Origin of the sequence: Streptomyces sp. NPDC046900 (assembly GCF_040644975.1) — a bacterium.
GTDB lineage: Bacteria > Actinomycetota > Actinomycetes > Streptomycetales > Streptomycetaceae > Streptomyces.
Map to the genome: position 1 here is coordinate 195,367 of NZ_JBEYXD010000003.1, position 19,763 is coordinate 215,129.

The window sequence follows — 19,763 nt, forward strand, 5'->3', positions numbered from 1 at the left end:
TCAGTGCCGGTGCATCCGGTGGGCGATGGCGTGGCCCACGAAGAGATAGACCACGGCGGCCAGGCCGTAGCCGGCGACCACACGGGCCCAGGCCTGGTCGAAGGTGAACAGGTCGTGCGACCAGCCCGCAAGCCAGTTCGCCGCGTCGTGGACGAACTGCACCAGGTCGTTGGCGCGGTTGGCGTCCAGTACGTACATCAGGATCCACAGGCCCAGGATGAAGGCCATGACGTCGGCGACGATCGCGATGACCGTGCCGGCCTGGTTCGCACCGTTGCGATATCGAGGGGACATATCCATCGGGTTGCCCGTCGTCCCTCGATGAAACCAGCGCGGGTGCCGTGACTCCCTTGTGGGACAAGGGAGTCACCCGAACGGACCCGTCCGAACGGCGCGGTGCGGCCAGGCGGGCGAGCCTGTCGGTGGAGCCGCGGTCTCCCGGCCTCGGCAGACCTCCCGTTCCCTGTCCAAGGCCCGGAGGATCCCGTGCCCGCACCGATACGCCCTCTAGCCGTGGTGCTCGCCCTTTCTTCCGTCCTGTTCGGCGCCGCCGCCTGCGGCAGGGGCGGTACCGCGCAGAAGGCCGCCTCATACATAGCGGTTGCCACACCGTCCCCGAGCACCCCGGCGGAGCGGCAGAAGTTCGCCAGGTCCCGGCTGGTGACGAACGCGGGGCTCGCGGCCGGCGCCACGTCCCGGTGGATCGCCGAGCCGTCGAAGGCAGGGGCGTTCAAGGCGGGCGACAGAAGGCGGGCGGCGGCACTCGCCCAGGCGGAACTGGCGGGCACCTACGCCTACAACCGGCTCGAGGCGGCTCTGCGCAACGCCCAGGGCGACCCGGCGCTGACCAAGGCCCTCGCCCCGCTCTCCCCGCGCATCGAGGCGCTGAAGACTCTGCCGCCCCGGCTCCGCAAGGGGGACGAGGCAGCGGCGCGCACCTTCGCCGACGTCGTCCGTCAGGTGAGGAACGCGGTGAAGAGTGCGGGTATCCCGGTCAGCAGCCAGGTCCCGACGGCCAGACAGCTCGCGACGGGCTGACGCACACGCCGCGAGCACTGGGGGCGCCGCCGCGCAGCGTCGCGGGGCGGTGCCCCTCCTACGCGTTCAGTTCGGCCAGCACCCGGAGTGTGTGCGGGTCCGGTGCCAGTGCCAGCAGGTCGGTCACCGGACCCTTGCGCCACAACTCCAGCCGCTCCGCGACGCGTTCGCGCGGACCGACGAGCGAGATCTCGTCGGCGAAGGCGTCGGGCACGGCCTGTACGGCCTCCTGACGCCGGCCCTCCCGGAACAGCCGCTGGATCCGGTGCGCCTCCTCCTCGTAGCCCATGCGGGCCATGAGGTCGGCGTGGAAGTTCCGTCCGCCCGCCGCCCGGCCACCGCTCCCCGCCGGGCCTTTCGCGGGCCCCTTCATCGGCCCCATCCCCCCGACATAGAAGCCGAGCATCGCCTTGACCGGCAGCAGCCCCTCGGCCACGTCGTCGCAGACCGTCACCCGGGCCATCGGGGCGACGAGGAAGGGGCGCCCGCCCGTTTCCCGGCGGGCCTCGTCCGGTCCCGCGGACGTCACCCCGTACACCTCGGAACGGGTCGGCGACCAGTACAGCGGCAGCCAGCCGTCCGCGATCCGGGTCGTCTGCGCCACGTTCTTCGGCCCTTCGGCGCCGAGCAGGACCGGCAGATCGGCGCGGAGGGGATGGGTGATCGGCTTCAGCGACTTGCCGAGTCCGGTGCCGTCCGGGCCGGGGTAGGGGAGCGGGTGGAAGCGCCCGTCCAGTGCGACGGGCGCCTCGCGGCGCAGGACCTGGCGCACCACGTCCACGTACTCGCGGGTCGCGGTCAGCGGCGACGCGGGGAACGGCCGCCCGTACCAGCCCTCGACGACCTGCGGCCCGGAAAGGCCGAGGCCCAGCATCATGCGTCCGCCGGAGAGATGGTCGAGAGTGAGCGCGTGCATCGCGGTCGTGGTCGGGGACCGCGCCGCCATCTGAGCCACCGCCGTGCCCAGCTTGATCCGTGACGTCCGCGCGGCGATCCAGGTCAGCGGTGTGAAGGCGTCCGAACCCCAGGACTCGGCGGTCCACACCGAGTCGTAGCCGAGCCGCTCAGCCTCCTGCGCCAGCGTGACCTGGTCCGCCGCGGGGCCGCGGCCCCAGTAGCCGAGCGCGAGTCCGAGCCGCATGCCGCCTCCCTGCGCCGTCAGATCTGACACAGCGTCAGTTGTCCAAGTACGGCTGCGACTCTACGACAACGGCCCCCCGCCCGGAAGGGCGAAGGGCCGTGCCTGAAATCTGAAAGGGGTTCAGCCGCGCTGGATGCCGGTCGTGTCCTGGAGCAGACCGCGACGGCCGTCCTGCGTCTGCGCGACCAGGCCGGGGCCGCGCTGGTCGACGGCCAAGTACCAGGTGCCCGGGGCGAGTTCGGCGACCGGCGTGGGCGAGCCGTCCTCCGCGTACAGCGGACGCGGCACCGGCACGGCGAACCAGAACGGCGAGAACTCCGGGGCGGGAGCCTGCTGCGGCTGTCCACCGTACGGCTGCTGAACCTGCTGCGGCTGCCCGCCGTACGACGGCTGCTGGGCGCCCGGGTAGCCGTAGCCGCCCTGCGGTTGCACGCCGTAGGGCTGGGGCGCGGCGGGCTTGGGGGCCGGGATCAGGGCGGCCTGCAGGGCGGGGACCAGGGGGCCGGCGACGGCTGCGGCGGCCAGGACGAGGGCGGCGATGAAGCCGAGGACGAGGCCGGTGCCGGCGTCCAGGCTGCTCGGGACGTCCAGCAGGAACCAGAACAGGCTCCACGCGGCGAGGATCGTGAACGCCGCACCGACCGTTCCGAGGTCCAGACCGGCGATCTTGCGAGGCTGCGGCAGGCAGCGGTTGGCGACGATCAGAGCGGCACCGATGACTCCACCCATGTAGAGGCCGAGGCCTACACCGAGGGTGTCCCAGGCGTTCGAGCCGCTGAAGCCCGCGGCCGAGTAGAAGTCGAGGAACGACGCGATGAACAGCAATACCGCTGCTCCGATCACCACGCCGTCGCCCCTAGTGAGGGAGCGGATATTCACTTCAGGTCCTTCGTCTGTCGTCTCGTCGTCGGTGGAGGCGTCGCTGTCACCATGTCGCCCCCGGGCCGCGGTGTGAAGCGCGGGGGTGGCCCCTCATCGTAGGAGGACACTATCGTCCGCCCGCGCTGGGTGTCCGCCCGGTCCGGACCGATGATCGTCACCGGCGCAGGAAACTCACGATTCCCTCAGAGATCCCCTCTGCCGCCTTCTGCCGCCACGCGCCGCTGGTCAGCAATGCCGCGTCCTTGCTATCGCGCATGTTGCCGCACTCGATGAACACCTTCGGAACCGTTGACAGATTGAGACCGCCGAGATCGCTCCGGACGTCGAGACCGGTGCCGCCGCCCACGTAGTTGGCGGGAGCGCTGCCGGTGACGCGGACGAAGTTGCCCACGATGCGCTCGCCGAGAGCGCGGGAAGGGGCGGCGATCGGCCGGGTGTCGGCCGCACCGTCGTGCACCGAGGCCGGGAGGATCACATGGAAGCCGCGGTCGCCCGCGGGCGCCCCGTCCGCGTGGATGGAGATCGCCGCGTCGGCGTGCGCCGCGTTGCCGATCCTGGCCCGTTCGTCCACGCAGGGTCCCCACGGGCGGTCGCCGTCCTGGGTGAACTTCACCGTGGCGCCCTGCTGTTCGAGGAGCGTGCGCAGGCGGCGGGCCACATCCAGTGTGAACCGGGCCTCCGGGTAACCGGCGTTGGTGGACGTGCCGGTGGTGTCGCACTCCTTGCGATTTGTCCCGATATTCACTTTCCGATTGATTTCGGCGGTGTGCTGGTAATTATCGGGGTTGTGCCCGGGGTCGACGACGACGATCTTGCCCGCCAGGGGGCCGGTCCCGCCGCGGGTGGCCGCCCGCGTGGAGGCGGGTGGCGCGGCCGGTTTGTTGCCGCCCTCCGGCGGGGAGGCCGTGGCGGAGCGGGACGCCGCGGAACTCGTCGCGGGCGCCGCGCCGGCCGGGCCGCTGCCCGTGTCGGCCACCGCCTCGTAGACCAGCCAGCCCACCAGCGCGGCCGGTACCAGCGTGGCCACCGCCACCGTGAGGGGACCGCGCCGGGAGCGGCGCGGCTCTGGAGGATCGAAGTCCGGACCTGCGTACGACATGTCTGCGACCCTAACGGCGCGGCTCGTCCATCGCCCGCGTTCGCTCCAGGACGCGCAGCGACTCCGTCGCCGAGACCTCCTTGAACGCGCCGGATGCGAGCGCCCTGAGGTAGACGCGGTAAGGGGCCTGGCCGGTGAACTCGTCCTCCGGCTCGGGGAAGACGTCGTGAATGACGAGCAGCCCGCCCTCGGCCACGTGCGGCGCCCAGCCCTCGTAGTCGGCGTTCGCGTGTTCGTCGGTGTGGCCGCCGTCGATGAACACGAGGCCGAGTGGCGCATTCCACACCGTGGCCACCTGGGGCGAACGGCCGACGAGCGCGATCACGTGGTCCTCGAGGCCGGTCTTGTGCAGGGTGCGCCGGAAGGTGGGCAGGGTGTCCATCAGACCGACCTCGGGGTCGACCGTCTCCGGGTCGTGGTAGTCCCAGCCCGGTTGCTGCTCCTCGCTGCCGCGGTGGTGGTCGACCGTGAGCGCGGTGACCCCCGCGGCGCGGGCCGCGTCGGCGAGCAGGATCGTGGAGCGTCCGCAGTACGTGCCGACCTCCAGCAGCGGCAGGCCCAGCCGCCCGGCCGTGACGGCGGCCTCGTACAGCGCGAGCCCCTCACCGAGCGGCATGAACCCCTTGGCGGCCTCGAACGCGGCCAGGATCTCGGGCTTGGGTGCCGCTGGCATGGGGATCCTTTCGCTTGCACGTGCGGGCAGGCGGCGTGCGGCTGTGCAAGCCGGCGCACCACCTGTAGGCGCCCCATGCTGCCGCACCCCCCGTCGCGCGGGCGACGGGGGGTACGGGGTGCCGGGGCGGATCAGGCGGAGACCGTCCGGCCCGGCAGGGAGAGGTCCAGGTCCACCGGGCGGTCGTCGCCGGAGTGGGTGGCCGAGGAGGCCAGCGGGGCGTGGCCCGCGGCCGTGGCGGCCAGGACGTAGGAGCCCTCGGACGGTACGGCCAGCGTGTAGCCGCCGTCCTCCGCGGACAGCGTCGCGCCCGCCTGGCGGCCCCGGCGGTCGATCAGCGTGACCTTGGCGCGGGCGACCGGGGTGCCGTCGGCGTCCAGGATCCGGCCGCGGAAGGCGCGCAGTGCCTCCTGAGCCCGCTCCAGGTTGGCGTCCTCCTCGCTGCTGGCGCGCAGCTGCGGCCTGGCCGAGGAGCGGCTGCCCGGCAGGAAGAGGGCGAGCAGCAGACCGACCGCGACCGCGGCCGTCGCGATCAGGAACGAGACGTGGAAGCCGTGCATGGTGGGGATCACGACGCCGTTCACACGGTTCGCGGTGTTGGCGAGCACCATGCCGATGACGGCGCTGGAGACCGAGGTGCCGATCGAGCGCATCAAGGTGTTGAGGCCGTTGGCCGCACCCGTCTCCGAGGCCGGGACCGCGCCGATGATCAGCGCGGGCAGCGAGGAGTAGGCGAGGCCGATGCCGGCGCCGAGGACCACCGAGGTGATCACCGTCTGCCAGGCGGCGTCCATCAGGCCGAGTCCGCCGCCGTAGCCGAGCGCGATGATCATCAGGCCGAGGACCAGGGTGACCTTGGGGCCGTACCTGGCGGACAGCCGGGCGTAGACCGGCGCGGTGAACATCATGGTCAGGCCGAGCGGTGCCACGCACAGGCCCGCGACGACCATGGACTGACCGAGGCCGTAGCCGGTGGCGGCGGGCAGCTGGAGCAGCTGCGGCAGGACGAGCGAGACGACGTAGAACGAGACGCCGACCATGATCGAGGCGAGGTTGGTGAGCAGCACCTCGCGGCGGGCGGTGGTGCGCAGGTCCACGAGCGGGGCTTTCATGCGCAGTTCCATCACGCCCCACAGGACGAGGACCACGACCGACGCGGCGAACAGTCCGAGCGTGGTGCCGGAGGACCAGCCCCAGTCGCTGCCCTTGGTGACCGGCAGCAGGAGCAGCACCAGACCGGCGGACAGGCCGAGCGCGCCGGCCAGGTCGAAGGAGCCGGCGGCGCGGGCGGGGGACTCGGGCACCACGAGAAGGGTGAGGACGATGCACAGGACGCCGAGTCCGGCGGCGCCGAAGAACAGGGCGTGCCAGTTCGCGTGCTGGGCGACCAGGGCGGCGGCGGGCAGCGCCAGTCCGCCGCCGACGCCGATCGACGAGCTCATCAGGGCCATCGCCGAACCGAGCCGCTCGCGGGGCAGCATGTCGCGCATCAGGCCGATGCCGAGCGGGATCGCGCCCATCGCGAAGCCCTGGAGCGTGCGCCCGACGATCATCGGGAGTACCGCGCTGGTGAGGCCGCTGACCAAGGCGCCGACCACCATCACCGCGAGGCTGGCGAGCAGCATCCGGCGCTTGCCGTAGAGGTCGCCGAGGCGGCCCATGATCGGAGTGGCCACGGCACCCGAGAGCAGGGTGGAGGTCAGGACCCAGGTGGCGTTGCTGGGCGCGGTGCTCAGCAGTTGGGGCAGATCCTTGATGACCGGGACGAGCAGGGTCTGCATCACCGCGACAACGATTCCCGCGAAGGCGAGCACCGGCACGATCGCGCCGGACTGCCTCCGAGCGGGCTGGTCGGTCGTCGTGTGCGTCATTGCGTGAGGCCTCCAGGCCGAAAGTGATCAGGCGCGGAATGAGTGGTTCGCAAGATCCGCGCGGGATAAGTGCTGGGTAAACCTCGTATGCACGAGCAACTATTCCGATGCTTCGGCGTACTAACGAATCCTTGACCAGCCCATGGGAATCTGAACCCGGGTCAGGGCCGGACGGCCGTCACGGCCGCCCCCGGCGCCGCCCCCGGCGCCGCCCCGCGGTGCGCTACAGCCAGCCCTGCTGCCTGGCCTCCCGCATCGCCTCCATGCGGTTGCGGGTGCCCGTCTTGCCGATGGCCGAGGAGAGGTAGTTGCGGACCGTGGACTCGGACAGATGTAGCTTGCCCGCGATATCGGAGACCGTCGCCCCGTCCACGCAGGCCTTCAGCACATCGCACTCGCGCGCGGTCAGCGGGCTGGGCCCGGCGCTGAGAGCCGCCGCGGCCAGCGCCGGGTCGACGACCGTCTCGCCGGTGAGCACCTTGCGGATCGCGGCGGCCAGCTCCTCCACCGGACCGTCCTTGACCAGGAACCCCGCGGCGCCGGCCTCCATGGCCCGGCGCAGATAACCGGGCCTGCCGAAGGTGGTGAGGATCAGCACCCGGCAGTCCGGAGTCTGTTCCCGCAGCTCGGCGGCCGCGTCCAGACCGCTCATACCCGGCAGTTCGATGTCCAGCAGGGCCACGTCGGGGCGGTGGATCAGCGCGGCGTCCACGATCGCGTCACCCGTGGCGACCTGCGCGACGACCTCGATGTCCGCCTCCATGCCGAGGAGGAGGGCGAGCGCGCCGCGCATCATGCCCTGGTCCTCGGCGAGCAGAACCCTGATGCACTTCGCAGGCCGGTGACTTCTGGGCATCTCGTCCACGGAGTGAAGCGTACGGTGCCGGATACGGCCGCGACGCCCGGCGGGACGCGTGCCGAGCGGTCGAAGGGGCCACCGGGTCCGATGAGCGAGGAGTCGTCATGATTCGGCTACGCGCCTCTTCACGGCACCTCCTCTTGTCCTCCTCGGGCGCCTCCTTCTGGACCGCCGGCGCCGGCCGGGTGGTCAGTCGGCCCTGGGCCCGGTGGCCGCCGCCGAGAGCGGTGCGGCGGACGGCTCCACGGGCAGTTCGCCCTCCACCGGGAGTTCGGCGGTGACCGTGAAGCCGCCGCGCGGCGACGGGCCGGCACGCAGGGAGCCGCCCGCTGCCCCAAGGCGTTCGGTCAGGCCCTTCAGCCCGGTTCCGCCGATGCCCGCCGGGGGAGGGGTGGAGGGTGTGCCGTCGCCGTTGTCGGAGATCGTCAGCCGGACGCGACCGGCCCTGCCCTCGACGGCGATCTCGCAGCGGGACGCGCCGCTGTGCCGTACGGCGTTGGTGACCGCCTCGCGCACCACCCAGCCGAGCAGGGCCTCGGTCTGCGGGACCAGAGGAGGGCCCGACTGGCGGACGAGGGGCTCGATGCCCGCGGCGGTCAGGGCCGAGCGGGCCCGGTCCAGCTCCGTCGCCAGGCTTCCCTCGCGGTAGCCGGTCACCGCCTCGCGGATCTCGGTGAGCGCCTGGCGCCCGACCGACTCGATGTCGGTGACCTGCATCAGTGCCGCGTCCAGGTCGCGGTCGGCCAGCCTGCGGGCCGCCTCCGACTTCACGACGATCACCGAGAGGGTGTGGCCGAGCAGGTCGTGCAGATCGCGGGAGAAGCGCAGGCGTTCCTTCTCCACCGCGCGGCGGGCCAGTTCCTCACGGGCGGCGCGCAGTTCGCGCACGGCCTCGGACAGGGACAGGATCGCGGCGGTCACCATCGTCGAGAGGAAGGTGCCGTAGGCGATGTTGATCCCGCTCCAGCCGTCGCGCAGGCACGCGACGGTACCGGCCACCACGGTGATCCCCAGGCCGGACTTCCCCAGCCAGGGGCCCCGGACGATGGCGCCCGTCGCCAGGCCGAGCAGAGGGAAGAACAGCAGCCAGTTGCCGCCGTAGCCGATGGCCAGACCGCAGGTCACCGCCCCCATCAGGACCAGGGCCGCACGCGTGGACCACGCCTCGCGCCGTTCCCTGTCGAAGGCGCGGAACACGACGTAGATGTAGAGGGAGTTGAAGGTGAGCAGGCCGATGCTGCCGATCCACGGGTTCGGGGTCTTGCCCTGGAAGATGTTGGAGAAGGCCCCCAACCCCATCAGCAGCCACGGCAGCAGGGTGAACCCGGTGGGCGGCGGGCCCGGGTTCTCCACCGCCTTGCCCGCCTTGCGGGCGGCCTTCCGCTCGGCCTTGAGGCGCTCCTTGTCCTCTTTCCACGTCTCGCGCGCGAGTTGCCACGCGTCCACGCGGCAGCCGGCCTTGCGCAACCAGGACATGTCCTTCACCTCCGTTCAGACGTTCCCCGCGTTGCGGCGGTACGACAAGACAGCGTACGAACCGAACGCGAGCAGCCAGGCCGTCAGGACGACGACCGCACCGAGTGCGGGGGCGTGGCCCTCGGCCACCGATATGCCGATCTCGGCGAAGCGGTGCGTCGGGGTGTACGCGGAGACCGAGCGCAGCCAGCCGGGGAACAGGGCGATGGGGAACCACAGGCCGCCGAGCACCGCGAGGCCAAGGTTGCACATCATGTTGGCGACGCCCGTGGTCTGCGCGGTCAGCCGGTAGCCGTTGCCGAGGCCGAGCAGGGTGAAGGGCACCGAGCCGAGCCACAGCAGCAGTGCGATGGCCGCCCACTGCCATGCCGCCAGCCGGGCCCCGTTGAACAGTCCACCCGCCAGGAGCACCGCGACGATCGCGGGCAGCACCGTGACCGAACCGGTCAGCGCCCGTCCGGCGACGACCTGGCGCGGGGGCATCGGGGTCACCCTCAGCTGCCGCAGCCAGCCGATCGCCCGGTCCTCGGCGACCCCGCCGCCGGTGTTCAAGGCCGAACCGACCGCGCCGTACGCCGCCATGCCCACCATCGAGGCCGTCTTCCAGTCGTTGTCCGCGCCCCCGAGGTTGGTGAAGAGCAGATACATCATCACCGGCATCGCGATCCCGCCGATCACGAAGCCCACGTCACGCAGCGTCCGGCGCACTTCGAGCCGCAGGTAGTCCCACATCACACCGTCTCCTTCTCGCGGGCCGTCAGGGCCAGGAACGCGTCGTCCAGCGACGCGGGGGCGACCTCCAGGCCGCGTATCGCGCCCAGCTCCGCCAGGGCGATGACCGTCGCGTCGGAGTCGTCCGTGCGCAGCAGCGCCCGGTCTCCGCGAACCTCCACCGAGCGCACACCGGGCAGCAGGGTCAGCCCTTCGGTGCCGCGCCCGGCCAGGTCGATGGAGACGAGGTTGCCGCCCGCCGCCCGCCTCAGCTGTTCGCCCGTGCCGTCCGCCACGATGCGGCCGCGGTCGATGACGACGATGCGGTCGGCGTGCGCGTCGGCCTCTTCCAGGTAGTGCGTCGAGAACAGGACGGTGTGACCGCGGCCGGCGTAGTCCCGCATCGAGTTCCAGAAGGCGTGCCGCGCCTCCACGTCCAGCGCCGCGGTCGGCTCGTCCAGCACGAGCAGCGCGGGATTGCCGGCGAGCGCCACCGCGAACCGCACCCGCTGTGTCTGTCCGCCCGAGAGCCGGTCCACGCGCCGCCGGGCCAGATCGGCGATCCCAGCCAGTTCCAGGGCCTGCGCCACGGGCATCGGGGCCGGGTAGCGGCCTGCCACGAAGGAGATCAGCTCGTGGACGGTGACCCGGGGGACCGCCCGCGCCTCCTGCAGCATGGCGCCCACCCGGCCGGCCAGCACGGCCTGTTCCGGGGTGCCGCCGAAGAGCTCCACCCCGCCCTCGTCGGGCTCGTTCAGGCCGAGCAGAAGGGAGATGGTGGTGGACTTCCCGGCGCCGTTGCGGCCGAGCAGTGCCACCGTCTCGCCGCTCGCGATCGTCAGGTTCACGCCGTCGACGGCGCGCACCGCGCCGAAGGTCTTGACCGCCCCCGTGAAGGACACGGCAGGTGGTGTCCCGGTCGTCTTAGTCATGTCTGTGACATTACGGAGGCGGAGCTGACGGCAGTAGTGGTTGTTGTACGGACTCCGGCAGGACAAATGTCACGGCTGTCGGGGCACGGCAGCATTCCTGACGTACCGTCAGCAGTCTTCCCAACCCCTGGGAGCTGAGCTATACAGAAGGACGCCGTACTGGAACGCGTTCTAGAACGGGCGGGTTCCGCGGCCGCTTGACGGCCCCGGTGCGGCCGACGGTGCGGACGGCCGCGCCGGGGTCTTACCCGCCAGCGTCAGGAGCCCCATGCCCATCGATGCAGCCAAGGCCCTCGCCGCCGAACCCCGGACCGGCGAGATCACCTGGGACCGCAAGGACGTCCAGCTCTACCACCTCGGTGTCGGCGCCGGCACGAACCCCGACAGGCCGAGCCCGGCGACCGACCCCGACGAACTGCGCTACACCCTGGAGTCCCGCCTGCATGTGCTGCCGAGCTTCGCCACCGTCGCGGGCGCGGGAGCCCCGGGCGTCATCAGCGGCCTCTCCATGCCCGGCGTGGAGGTCGATCTCGCCCGCGTCCTGCACGGCGGCCAGACCCTGACCGTGCACCGGCCGATCCCGGTCGAGGGGAGGGCGAGAACCACCTCCCGGATCGCCGCCCTGTACGACAAGGGCAAGGCCGCCGTGCTCGTCCTGCGCACCGAGGCCGCCGACGCCGACGGCCCGCTGTGGACCAGCGACTCGCAGATCTTCCTGCGCGGCGAGGGCGGCTTCGGCGGCGACCGCGGGCCCTCCGCCCGCCTCGACCCGCCCACCGGGGAGCCCGACAAGGTCGCCCAGCGGCCGGTCCGCGAAGACCAGGCCCTGCTCTACCGCCTCAGCGGCGACTGGAACCCGCTGCACGCCGATCCCGAGTTCGCCGAGGTCGCCGGCTTCGAGCGGCCCATCCTGCACGGGCTGTGCACCTACGGCATCACGCTCAAGGCGGTCGCCGACACACTGCTCGGCGGTGATGTGACCCGCGTGCGCGCCTACACCACCCGATTCGCCGGGGTCGTCTTCCCCGGCGAGACCCTGCGCATCCGGATGTGGCGGCAGGAGGGCTCCGTCCGGGTGGCCGTGTCCGCCCTCGAGCGGGACGACGCCCCGGTCCTCGCCGACACGATCGTCGAACACTCCTGAGCCATCCAGCCTTAGAGGGGAGCCGCACCATGCGCGCAGCCGTACTGCACGAGATCGGCCAGGACAAGCTGGAGGTCCTCGACGACGTCGAGGCGACGGGCTTCGGCCCCGGCAAGGTCAGGATCCGGGTGCGCGCCACCGGGCTGTGCCACTCGGACCTGTCCGCGATGAGCGGCGTACTGCCGCAGCCGGCCCCGTTCGTGCCCGGCCACGAGGGCGCGGGCGAGGTCCTCGAAGTGGGTGAGGGTGTCGGCACCGTGAAGCCCGGCGACCGGGTGGTCGTCTGCTGGCTGCCGGCCTGCGGTGCCTGTCCCGCCTGCCGGCGCGGCCAGACCGAACTGTGCCTGGCCGGGTTCATGAACGCGGGCGCCCCCAACTTCAAGCGCCCCGGCGGTGACGTCTTCGGCTTCGCCGGCACCGGGACGTTCACCGAGGAGGTCGTCGTCGACGCGGGCTGCGCGGTGCCCGTCCCGGACGACGTGCCGTACGACATCGCCGCCCTCATCGGCTGCGGTGTGACCACCGGCCTCGGGGCGGCCCTCAACACCGCCGACGTGGGGGCCGGTTCGTCCGTCGCCGTCATCGGGTGCGGCGGCGTCGGCATCTCCGCGATCCAGGGCGCGCGGCTCAAGGGCGCGGCCGAGATCGTCGCCGTCGACCCGGTGCTCTCCCGCCGCGAGGCCGCCCTGAGGTTCGGCGCCACACGGGCGGTGCCGCCTGAGGAACTGCCCGATGCCAAGCAGCAGGTCACCGGCGGCGAGGGCTTCGACTACGTCTTCGAGGTCGTCGGCAGGTCGGCCACCGCCCGCACCGCCTACGAGAACACCCGGCGCGGCGGCACGCTCGTCGTGGTCGGCGCGGGCGCCATGGACGACTTCCTCCAGCTGAACATGTTCGAGCTGTTCTTCGACGAGAAACGGATCCTGCCGTCCATGTACGGCGGCGGGGACGTCCTGCGCTCCTACGAGCGGACCATCGCGCTCTGGCGTGCCGGGCGCATCGATCTGGCGGGCCTGATCACCCACCGGGTGCCGCTCGCCGGGATCAACGAGGCACTGGAGCAGATGCGGACGGGCACGGCGCTGCGCACCTGCATCGAGATCTGAGCCACTTCCCGTCCGCACGTCTTCCGAAGGGACCCTGATGTCGCTGCCACTGGAAGGTCTGTCCGCGGTCGTCACCGGCGCGGGCCGGGGCCTGGGCCGGGCCGAGGCGCTGGAGCTCGCCCGGCTCGGCGCGGCCGTCGTCGTCAACGACTACGGGCAGCCGGGCCGGGACGGCTCGGGCGAGGCCTCGGCGGCCCCCGCCGAGGCGGTCGCCGCCGAGATCCGCGCGGCGGGCGGCCGGGCTGTCGCCCACACGGGGGACGTCGCCGACTTCGCCGAGGCCCGCGATCTCGTCGAACTGGCGGTCGCCGAGTTCGGAAAGCTCGACGTACTGGTCAACAACGCGGGCATCCTGCGGGACCGCATGGTCTTCTCGATGGCCGAGGACGAATGGGACGCGGTGATCCGGGTCCACCTCAAGGGACACTTCAACACCACCCGCTTCGCCGCCGCGCACTGGAGGGCGCGCGCCAAGGCCGGGGACGGGACGGTGTACGGGCGGATCGTGAACACGTCGTCGGAGGCGTTCCTCGCCGGATCGGCCGGGCAGCCCAACTACGCGGCGGCCAAGGGCGGAATCGTCGGACTCACCACCTCGACGGCCTTCGCCCTCGCCAAGTACGGGGTGACGGCGAACGCGATCTGCCCGCGCGCCCGGACCCGGATGACCCAGGACGTCTTCGCCGGCCTCGAGCCGCCCGACGAGGGCCTCGACCCGCTCGCCCCGGAGCATGTGGCACCGCTGGTCGGCTATCTGGCCTCACCCGCCGCCGCCCTGGTCAACGGGCAACTCCTCGTCGTGCACGGCGGCGTCGTCGCGATCATCGAACGCCCGCGCGTACAGGCCAGATTCGACACCAAGCAGGACGCCTTCAGCTACGACGAGCTCGACGCCCTGCTCACCCCGCACTACGCGCAGCGTCCGAAGGGCGACACGTTCGCGGCGGTGGAGGTGCTGGCACTGAAGCACGCATGACCGGGTCCCGGGCCGCCGCCCCACCGAAACGGCGGCCCGGTCGTCCTTCTCGCCCCCAACCGGCCCTGGCCCGCCGCGTGCCACCGATGTCCGGGCCGCGCTCCGTGGCACCGTCGGACCATGACCACGTCGCATGCCGAGAGAGCCGCGCCTCCAGTCCAGGCACCGTGGGGTGCACTCGCCGCCCTCATGGTCGGCTTCTTCCTGCTCATGCTCGACACCACCATCGTGGTCGTGGCGATGCCCAAGCTCGCCGCCGATCTCCACACGGACATCAGTACGACGGTCTGGGTGACCAGTTCCTACTTGCTGGCGTACTCCGTGCCGCTGCTGCTGGCGGGCCGCCTCGGTGACCGGTTCGGCCCGAAGCGGATGTATCTGATCGGCCTGGCGGTCTTCACCGGAGCCTCCCTTCTGTGCGGTCTCGCGGCCGGCATCGGACAGCTGATCGCCTTCCGGGCCCTTCAGGGCCTGGGTGCCGCCACCATGTCCCCGCAGTCCATGGCGACCGTCAGCAGGATCTTCCCCAAGGAGGTCCGCGGCCGGGCCATGTCGTACTGGGGCCTGGTCTCCGGCGGCGCCATCCTCGTCGGGCCGGTCTGCGGCGGTCTGCTCATCGACTCACTGGGCTGGCGTTCGATCTTCCTGATCAACGTGCCGATCGGGATCGTCGGGCTCCTGGTGGCCCGGCGGTTCGTGCCGGCCCTGCCCGGCGACCCGCACCGCTTCGACTTCATCGGCGTACTGATCAGCGGCCTGTCCCTGTTCTGCCTCGTCTACGGCCTGGAGAACGGCAGCGACTACGAATGGTCGAGGATCACCGACAACCTCGAAGTCCTCGGCTACCGCACCGGGATTCCCGTCCGCGTCTTCGACGTCCTCGCCCTCGGAGTCGTCCTCGCGGTTCTCTTCGTCGCCTGGGAGCTGGTGAACAGGAGCGAGCCGCTGGTGCCGATGGGGATCTTCCGGGTCAGGACGTTCGCCGCGGCCAACCTGGCCGTCGCGGCCGGGGGCTTCGCCATCACCGCCGCGAGTTTCCCGGGCACCCTCTACTTCCAGGCCGGCCGAGGCATGACGCCCGCCCAGGCAGCGCTGATGATGCTGCCCTCGGCGCTGGTCTCGGTACCGCTCGCGCCCTGGATCGGCAAGCTGGTCGACCGGGTCGGGCCCAAATGGCCGGCGTTCACCGGGCTCGCCCTGTTCAGCTGCGCGCTCTTCGTCCGGCACTTCCTGATGACGCCCGACATGTCCCTGGTCCTGCTGCTCGCGCACGCCGCCTGGATGGGCGCGGCGAGCTCGCTGATGATGAGCCCGCTGGCCGTCGCGGCGATGCAGGGCCTGCCGCCCACCTACATCGGCGCGGGATCGGGCGTGTTCAACGCTTCACGGCAGATCGGTGCCACGCTCGGCTCCGCGGTCATCGCGACCGTCATGACGGCCCAGTTCAAGACCCAGATCGCGGCGCACTCGGCGAGCCTCACCGCGAGCCGGCGGGAGGCGCTCAAGAACATCGACTTCCAGCGGCTGGAGTCCGCACACGACGTGCAGGACTCCGTCCGTGCCGTCGTCTCGGCCGTCATGGCCAACGCCCTGCTGTGGCCGGCGGCGGCGATGGCGATCGGGGCGGCCATGATGCTCCTCGTACGCGGTCCGGCACGCCGGGAATGAACGCTCGCCGAGGGGCGGCCGGCTCCGGACCGCCCGGCCGTTCCTGATCCTGCGCGGCGAGGGCCCCGTCCGTGAGGAACGGACGGGGCCCTCGGTGGAACCGATGCACCTTCAGAAAGCGATCGCCTGCTGATCGGACGTCACGCGGCGGTCCGCTCGGAAGGCTTGCGGTGACGCCCGTTGGGGGTCACGTCGGTCTCCCGGGCGGATACCGGACCGCGGTGCCGGCCGTGCCCGTCGGGCTCGCCGGCCCCGGTACCGGGCGGCTGGGTGGTGCTGGTGTCGTTCACGCTCATCGGAAGTCTTCACCCCGTAGATATGACCTTCGTACAGGCGGGCGATCTTAGCGGGCACCTGCGGCTGTGGTGACAGGAGACACCCCGGTTGGACACGGGTTGTTGCCGTTTCGTTGAGGAAGACCCGTCGGGCGTGGACCGTCCCGGCTCCCGTCCATATGTGCCGTCCGTCATGGGCGTCCCCCGCTCATGGAGGTCTCACGGCCGGAAGCAGCACTATGGGGGGTCAGAAGACGAAAGCGGGGGCGGTTGAGCACGATGCCGCTCGGTCCGGACGACGGGGGTCCGCTCGCCGGGGCGGCCGCGGGGAGGGGAGATCTCCGGGGGACCTCGGGCTCGGGTGTCACAGGTGTCCCGGGGGCGGTCGCGGGGACGGGTGATCCCTGAGCGGCCTCGGGCTCGGGTGCCAGAGGGGTGCCGGGGGCGGTCGCGGGGACGGCTGATCCCTGAGCGGCCTCGGGCTCGGGTGCCGGAGGGGTGCCGGGGGCGGTCGCGGGGAGGGAGCTTCCCCGGGCGCTCTGCGGTGCGTATGCCGCGGGGTTCCCGAAGGGGGCATCTCGCAGGGGCACCGGACGTGCCGACCCCTCCCGCTCGGGGCGTTCCGCGACCTGCTGCTCGCGCGTGTCCCTCGGCGCCGCCGGTGCGACCGGCCCTCTGGGCACCGCCAGGCTCGCCACCCCGCACCGGACGGCCCGCGTCGCGAACGGCAGCCGCAGCACCCCCTCCCGCGTCCACAGCCCCGCCCCCGCCAACCAGCCCGCCGGCGGCGCGAGATGCCGGACCCTGCGCTCGGCCGGGCGCCACAACCCGAGCCAGCTGCCCGCCGCACCGTCGATCCGCAGCGCCACCGCGCAGCTCTCCGGCATCAGGGCCTGGCCCGGCTGGATCGCGAACGGCGTCGTCGGACAGCCCAGTCGCAGACACTCGGGGAAGCGCACCGGCAGCGTGCTCCCCAACACGCCCCAGCCAAGCCGGTCCTCACCCGGTGACGGCGCGTCCGAGCGGATCAGCAGCAGCCCGCTGTCCGGATCCGCGAGCAGCAGCCGGTCGTTGCTCGCGTCCGTGATCTGCAGCAGCGGCGACACCTCCCCGCCCCGCGCGAGATCCACCACGACCGTCTTCGTGGGACCCGACTCGGGCGTGCTGTCCAGGGCCAGCAGCCGGCCCGTGCGGTCCAGCCACGCCCCGCCCGAGCACCGGCCGGGCACCTGCGCCAGCCGTTCGGGTCCGCCCGGTCCGCCCGCGACCAGCCAGAGCGCCGTCGACCCCTCGTCCACGGCGAGTGCGAACGCCCGGTCCCCCGTGGGCGCGGGCGGGAGCAGCCGGACCCGGGTCCCCTCCCGGGGGCACTCCAGCGCGCCGAGCGGCAGTTCGCCGGTCCCCGGCCCGGTCGGGTAGAGCAGGGAGAACGTGTGCCGCCCGTCGACGAGGCGGTGGATCAGCACCCGGCCGTCGGCCAGGGGCTGCACCTCGGTGCCGGGTTCCTCCGGCTGGGTGCCGGGCAGGGGCACGGCGTAGGGTTCGGGGCCGTCCAGGGTCCAGCGTTCCGGGTACCAGCACTCGCCGTTCAGGGCGAGACGCGCCGCGTAGGAGCCGTCCGCGGTGAGCACGCATCCGGGCCGCTCGGCCCGTTCGTTCCCGTTCGGCGCGGCGGTCGTGAAGGCACAGGCCGTCATCGTTCGGTCACCTCCGGCAACGAAGCTAGTTTTCGTACGCACGGGCGTGACATGGGCAGACGGCCGCTTCACACATAAGGGTGTTCGTCATGCGATTCCGCTGAGGAAACGGGGGCGGGTGTGCTGCACCAGGGGGCGCGCGACGGCCCCCGCGCGACCTCTGCCTGGCGGGGACCGGTTCTCTCATGGCCTCGTCTTGGCGCGGGCGGCTCGGTTCTCTCGCGACCTCCCCCTGACGCGGACCCGCTTCTCTCGCGACCTCTTCCTCGCGCCCGCCGGTCCTCTCGTGACCTTTTCCTCCCGCGGACCCGGGCCTCTCGTCACCTCCCCGGCGCGCGGCGCAGGTCCTCTCGCGACCCCTTTCTCGCACCCGCCCGGTCCCCTGGTGACCTTTTCCTCCCGCGGACCCGGGCCTCTCGTCACCTCCCCGGCGCGCGGCGCAGGTCCTCTCGCGACCCGCGTCTCGCACCCGCCCGCCCGGCCCCTCCCGGGCGGGCATCCGGGTCCGCCGCGCCCGTCCGTCCGGCCCGTCGTCCGTGACCGATGGGGCAGGGACCCGGGGCAGGTAGCCTTTTCCCCGTGCCCCGTCTGTCTGAAGTCATCGCCGCGCTGGAGACCCTGTGGCCCACCGAGCGGGCCGAGTCCTGGGACGCGGTCGGCACGGTCGTCGGTGACCCCGGCCAGGGGGTGTCCCGGGTCCTGTTCGCCGTCGACCCCGTGCAGGAGATCGTCGACGAGGCGGTGGAGCTGGGCGCCGACCTCCTGGTGACCCACCACCCGCTCTATCTGCGCGGTACGACGACGGTGGCGGCGTCCACCTTCAAGGGCCGGGTCGTGCACACCCTGATCAAGAACGACATCGCGCTGCACGTCGCCCACACCAACGCCGACCGGGCCGACCCCGGTGTCAGCGACGCCCTCGCCGGCGCGCTCGACCTGCGGGTCCTGCGCCCCCTGGTCCCGGACCCGACCGATCCGGAGGGCCGCCGGGGCCTCGGCCGGGTCTGCGAGCTGGACCACCCCGTGACCCTGCGCGAGCTGTCCGCCCGCGCCGCCGAGCGGCTGCCCGCCACCGCGCAGGGCATCCGGGTGGCCGGGGACCCCGAGGCACTGGTCCGCACGATCGCCGTCAGCGGCGGTTCCGGCGACAGCCTCTTCGACGACGTCCGCGCGGCCGGCGTCGACGCCTTCCTCACGGCGGACCTGCGCCATCACCCGGCGTCGGAGTTCATGGCCGCCGGCGCCCACAGTCCTCTCGCGCTGCTCGACGCGGCGCACTGGGCCACCGAATGGCCCTGGTGCGAGCTGGCCGCCGCCCAGCTCGACGAGATCTCCGACCGTCACGGATGGGACCTGCGCGTCCATGTCTCGAAGACGGTCACCGACCCCTGGACCGCCCACGCGGCGCCCGCCACCGCCCTTCCGAGGAGCGCTGTGCGCGCACCGTCCGATACCCCTGGAGCCCCCAACTGAACGCCGCGCCCGCCGACCAGATCCGACTCCTCGACGTCCAGTCCCTGGACGTACGCCTGCAGCAGCTCGCGCACAAGCGGAAGTCCCTGCCCGAGCACGCCGAGATCGAGTCGCTGACCAAGGACCTCACACAGCTGCGCGACCTGCTGGTGGCCGCGCAGACCGAGGAGAGCGACACCGCCCGCGAGCAGACCAAGGCGGAGCAGGACGTGGACCAGGTGCGCCAGCGTGCCACCCGCGACCAGCAGCGCCTCGACTCCGGCGCGGTCACCTCGCCGAAGGACCTGGCGAACCTCCAGCACGAGATCGCCTCCCTCGCCAAGCGGCAGGGCGACCTGGAGGACGTCGTCCTCGAGGTGATGGAGCGCCGCGAGTCCGCGCAGGAGCGGGTCGCCGAGCTGACCGAGCGTGTCGCGTCGGTGCAGTCGAAGATCGACGACGCCACGGCGCGCCGGGGCGCGGCCTTCGAGGAGATCGACGGTGAGGCCGCCTCGGTGACGAAGGAGCGCGAGGTCGTCGCGGGCTCGGTGCCCGCGGATCTGCTGAAGCTGTACGACAAGCTGCGCGAGCAGCAGGGCGGCATCGGCGCGGCCAAGCTGTACCAGCGCACCTGCCAGGGCTGCCGCCAGGAGCTGGCGATCACCGAGCTCAGCGAGATCCGCGCGGCCGCGCCCGACACGGTGGTGCGCTGCGAGAACTGCCGCCGCATCCTGGTGCGCACCTCCGAGTCCGGACTGTAAGA

19 protein-coding genes are annotated in these 19,763 nt (G+C 72.2%); 7 read left to right on the forward strand and 12 right to left on the reverse strand.

Features of this window, described 5'->3' with window-relative positions; translation table 11 throughout:
- Entirely contained in the window at nucleotides 1-294 is a 294-nt protein-coding gene (locus ABZ904_RS04995; protein ID WP_359393280.1) for a hypothetical protein, read from the reverse strand.
- Between the two features lie 192 nt (nucleotides 295-486).
- Here ABZ904_RS04995 and ABZ904_RS05000 point away from each other — a divergent pair, with 192 nt between their 5' ends.
- A complete protein-coding gene (locus ABZ904_RS05000) occupies nucleotides 487-1,038 on the forward strand; it encodes a hypothetical protein (RefSeq protein ID WP_359393283.1) in 552 nt (183 codons plus the stop codon).
- A gap of 58 nt (nucleotides 1,039-1,096) precedes the next feature.
- Here the strand turns inward: ABZ904_RS05000 and ABZ904_RS05005 are convergent, their stop codons facing one another.
- From ABZ904_RS05005 to ABZ904_RS05045, 9 genes are all read right to left on the reverse strand, one after another.
- A complete protein-coding gene (locus ABZ904_RS05005; protein ID WP_360988822.1) occupies nucleotides 1,097-2,179 on the reverse strand; it encodes an LLM class F420-dependent oxidoreductase in 1,083 nt (360 codons plus the stop codon).
- Between the two features lie 120 nt (nucleotides 2,180-2,299).
- Nucleotides 2,300-3,058, reverse strand: a complete 759-nt coding sequence (locus ABZ904_RS05010; RefSeq protein ID WP_359393288.1) for a hypothetical protein — start codon at nucleotides 3,056-3,058, stop codon at nucleotides 2,300-2,302.
- A gap of 157 nt (nucleotides 3,059-3,215) precedes the next feature.
- The gene (locus ABZ904_RS05015) at nucleotides 3,216-4,160 is read right to left on the reverse strand and encodes an N-acetylmuramoyl-L-alanine amidase (protein WP_359393291.1); all 945 of its coding nucleotides are present in this window, start codon (nucleotides 4,158-4,160) and stop codon (nucleotides 3,216-3,218) included.
- Between the two features lie 10 nt (nucleotides 4,161-4,170).
- The gene (locus ABZ904_RS05020; RefSeq protein ID WP_359393292.1) at nucleotides 4,171-4,833 is read right to left on the reverse strand and encodes a class I SAM-dependent methyltransferase; all 663 of its coding nucleotides are present in this window, start codon (nucleotides 4,831-4,833) and stop codon (nucleotides 4,171-4,173) included.
- A 131-nt stretch (nucleotides 4,834-4,964) separates the two neighbouring features.
- Nucleotides 4,965-6,704, reverse strand: coding sequence for an MFS transporter (locus tag ABZ904_RS05025; protein ID WP_360988830.1), 1,740 nt, complete (start codon nucleotides 6,702-6,704; stop codon nucleotides 4,965-4,967).
- A 223-nt stretch (nucleotides 6,705-6,927) separates the two neighbouring features.
- A complete protein-coding gene (locus ABZ904_RS05030) occupies nucleotides 6,928-7,560 on the reverse strand; it encodes a response regulator transcription factor (RefSeq protein WP_359393423.1) in 633 nt (210 codons plus the stop codon).
- Nucleotides 7,561-7,752: 192 nt separating this feature from the next.
- On the reverse strand, nucleotides 7,753-9,039 hold the full coding sequence (locus tag ABZ904_RS05035) for a sensor histidine kinase (RefSeq protein WP_361821193.1): 1,287 nt from the start codon (nucleotides 9,037-9,039) through the stop codon (nucleotides 7,753-7,755).
- Nucleotides 9,040-9,054: 15 nt separating this feature from the next.
- Entirely contained in the window at nucleotides 9,055-9,771 is a 717-nt protein-coding gene (locus ABZ904_RS05040) for an ABC transporter permease (RefSeq protein WP_361821196.1), read from the reverse strand.
- On the reverse strand, nucleotides 9,771-10,682 hold the full coding sequence (locus tag ABZ904_RS05045) for an ABC transporter ATP-binding protein (protein ID WP_361821198.1): 912 nt from the start codon (nucleotides 10,680-10,682) through the stop codon (nucleotides 9,771-9,773). Before ABZ904_RS05045 ends, ABZ904_RS05040 begins: the two co-directional genes overlap by 1 nt.
- A gap of 268 nt (nucleotides 10,683-10,950) precedes the next feature.
- Between ABZ904_RS05045 and ABZ904_RS05050 the strand changes: the two genes are divergently transcribed.
- The 4 genes from ABZ904_RS05050 (at nucleotide 10,951) to ABZ904_RS05065 (ending at nucleotide 15,576) form a co-directional block, all read left to right on the forward strand.
- Nucleotides 10,951-11,826: a MaoC/PaaZ C-terminal domain-containing protein gene (locus ABZ904_RS05050; RefSeq protein WP_359393299.1), complete on the forward strand. Its 876-nt coding sequence runs from the start codon at nucleotides 10,951-10,953 to the stop codon at nucleotides 11,824-11,826.
- A gap of 29 nt (nucleotides 11,827-11,855) precedes the next feature.
- Nucleotides 11,856-12,932 carry a Zn-dependent alcohol dehydrogenase gene (locus tag ABZ904_RS05055; protein ID WP_359393301.1) on the forward strand — a complete coding sequence of 359 codons (1,077 nt, stop codon included), beginning with the start codon at nucleotides 11,856-11,858 and terminating at the stop codon, nucleotides 12,930-12,932.
- Between the two features lie 37 nt (nucleotides 12,933-12,969).
- The gene (locus ABZ904_RS05060; protein WP_359393303.1) at nucleotides 12,970-13,908 is read left to right on the forward strand and encodes a 3-oxoacyl-ACP reductase; all 939 of its coding nucleotides are present in this window, start codon (nucleotides 12,970-12,972) and stop codon (nucleotides 13,906-13,908) included.
- 120 nt (nucleotides 13,909-14,028) lie between these two features.
- A complete protein-coding gene (locus ABZ904_RS05065; RefSeq protein ID WP_359393305.1) occupies nucleotides 14,029-15,576 on the forward strand; it encodes a DHA2 family efflux MFS transporter permease subunit in 1,548 nt (515 codons plus the stop codon).
- Between the two features lie 140 nt (nucleotides 15,577-15,716).
- On the opposite strand, the gene ABZ904_RS05070 is transcribed toward ABZ904_RS05065, so the two are convergent.
- Nucleotides 15,717-15,872, reverse strand: a complete 156-nt coding sequence (locus ABZ904_RS05070) for a hypothetical protein (RefSeq protein WP_359393440.1) — start codon at nucleotides 15,870-15,872, stop codon at nucleotides 15,717-15,719.
- 170 nt (nucleotides 15,873-16,042) lie between these two features.
- Nucleotides 16,043-17,548: a hypothetical protein gene (locus ABZ904_RS05075; RefSeq protein ID WP_361821203.1), complete on the reverse strand. Its 1,506-nt coding sequence runs from the start codon at nucleotides 17,546-17,548 to the stop codon at nucleotides 16,043-16,045.
- A gap of 579 nt (nucleotides 17,549-18,127) precedes the next feature.
- Here ABZ904_RS05075 and ABZ904_RS05080 point away from each other — a divergent pair.
- Complete coding sequence (locus ABZ904_RS05080; RefSeq protein ID WP_360988849.1) at nucleotides 18,128-19,021, forward strand: Nif3-like dinuclear metal center hexameric protein; 894 nt, start codon at nucleotides 18,128-18,130, stop codon at nucleotides 19,019-19,021.
- Nucleotides 19,018-19,761 carry a C4-type zinc ribbon domain-containing protein gene (locus ABZ904_RS05085; protein ID WP_360989441.1) on the forward strand — a complete coding sequence of 248 codons (744 nt, stop codon included), beginning with the start codon at nucleotides 19,018-19,020 and terminating at the stop codon, nucleotides 19,759-19,761. Before ABZ904_RS05080 ends, ABZ904_RS05085 begins: the two co-directional genes overlap by 4 nt.
- Nucleotides 19,762-19,763 lie beyond the last annotated feature (2 nt).

Bases quoted from the DNA above. Each gene is read 5' to 3' on its own strand.
- ABZ904_RS04995 (WP_359393280.1), bottom strand. From the start codon at position 294: ATGTCCCCTCGATATCGCAACGGTGCGAACCAGGCCGGCACGGTCATC.
- ABZ904_RS05005 (WP_360988822.1), bottom strand. From the start codon at position 2,179: ATGCGGCTCGGACTCGCGCTCGGCTACTGGGGCCGCGGCCCCGCGGCG.
- ABZ904_RS05015 (WP_359393291.1), bottom strand. From the start codon at position 4,160: ATGTCGTACGCAGGTCCGGACTTCGATCCTCCAGAGCCGCGCCGCTCC.
- ABZ904_RS05020 (WP_359393292.1), bottom strand. From the start codon at position 4,833: ATGCCAGCGGCACCCAAGCCCGAGATCCTGGCCGCGTTCGAGGCCGCC.
- ABZ904_RS05025 (WP_360988830.1), bottom strand. From the start codon at position 6,704: ATGACGCACACGACGACCGACCAGCCCGCTCGGAGGCAGTCCGGCGCG.
- ABZ904_RS05030 (WP_359393423.1), bottom strand. From the start codon at position 7,560: ATGCCCAGAAGTCACCGGCCTGCGAAGTGCATCAGGGTTCTGCTCGCC.
- ABZ904_RS05035 (WP_361821193.1), bottom strand. From the start codon at position 9,039: ATGTCCTGGTTGCGCAAGGCCGGCTGCCGCGTGGACGCGTGGCAACTC.
- ABZ904_RS05040 (WP_361821196.1), bottom strand. From the start codon at position 9,771: ATGTGGGACTACCTGCGGCTCGAAGTGCGCCGGACGCTGCGTGACGTG.
- ABZ904_RS05045 (WP_361821198.1), bottom strand. From the start codon at position 10,682: ATGACTAAGACGACCGGGACACCACCTGCCGTGTCCTTCACGGGGGCG.
- ABZ904_RS05050 (WP_359393299.1), top strand. From the start codon at position 10,951: ATGCCCATCGATGCAGCCAAGGCCCTCGCCGCCGAACCCCGGACCGGC.
- ABZ904_RS05055 (WP_359393301.1), top strand. From the start codon at position 11,856: ATGCGCGCAGCCGTACTGCACGAGATCGGCCAGGACAAGCTGGAGGTC.
- ABZ904_RS05060 (WP_359393303.1), top strand. From the start codon at position 12,970: ATGTCGCTGCCACTGGAAGGTCTGTCCGCGGTCGTCACCGGCGCGGGC.
- ABZ904_RS05065 (WP_359393305.1), top strand. From the start codon at position 14,029: ATGACCACGTCGCATGCCGAGAGAGCCGCGCCTCCAGTCCAGGCACCG.
- ABZ904_RS05070 (WP_359393440.1), bottom strand. From the start codon at position 15,872: ATGAGCGTGAACGACACCAGCACCACCCAGCCGCCCGGTACCGGGGCC.
- ABZ904_RS05075 (WP_361821203.1), bottom strand. From the start codon at position 17,548: ATGACGGCCTGTGCCTTCACGACCGCCGCGCCGAACGGGAACGAACGG.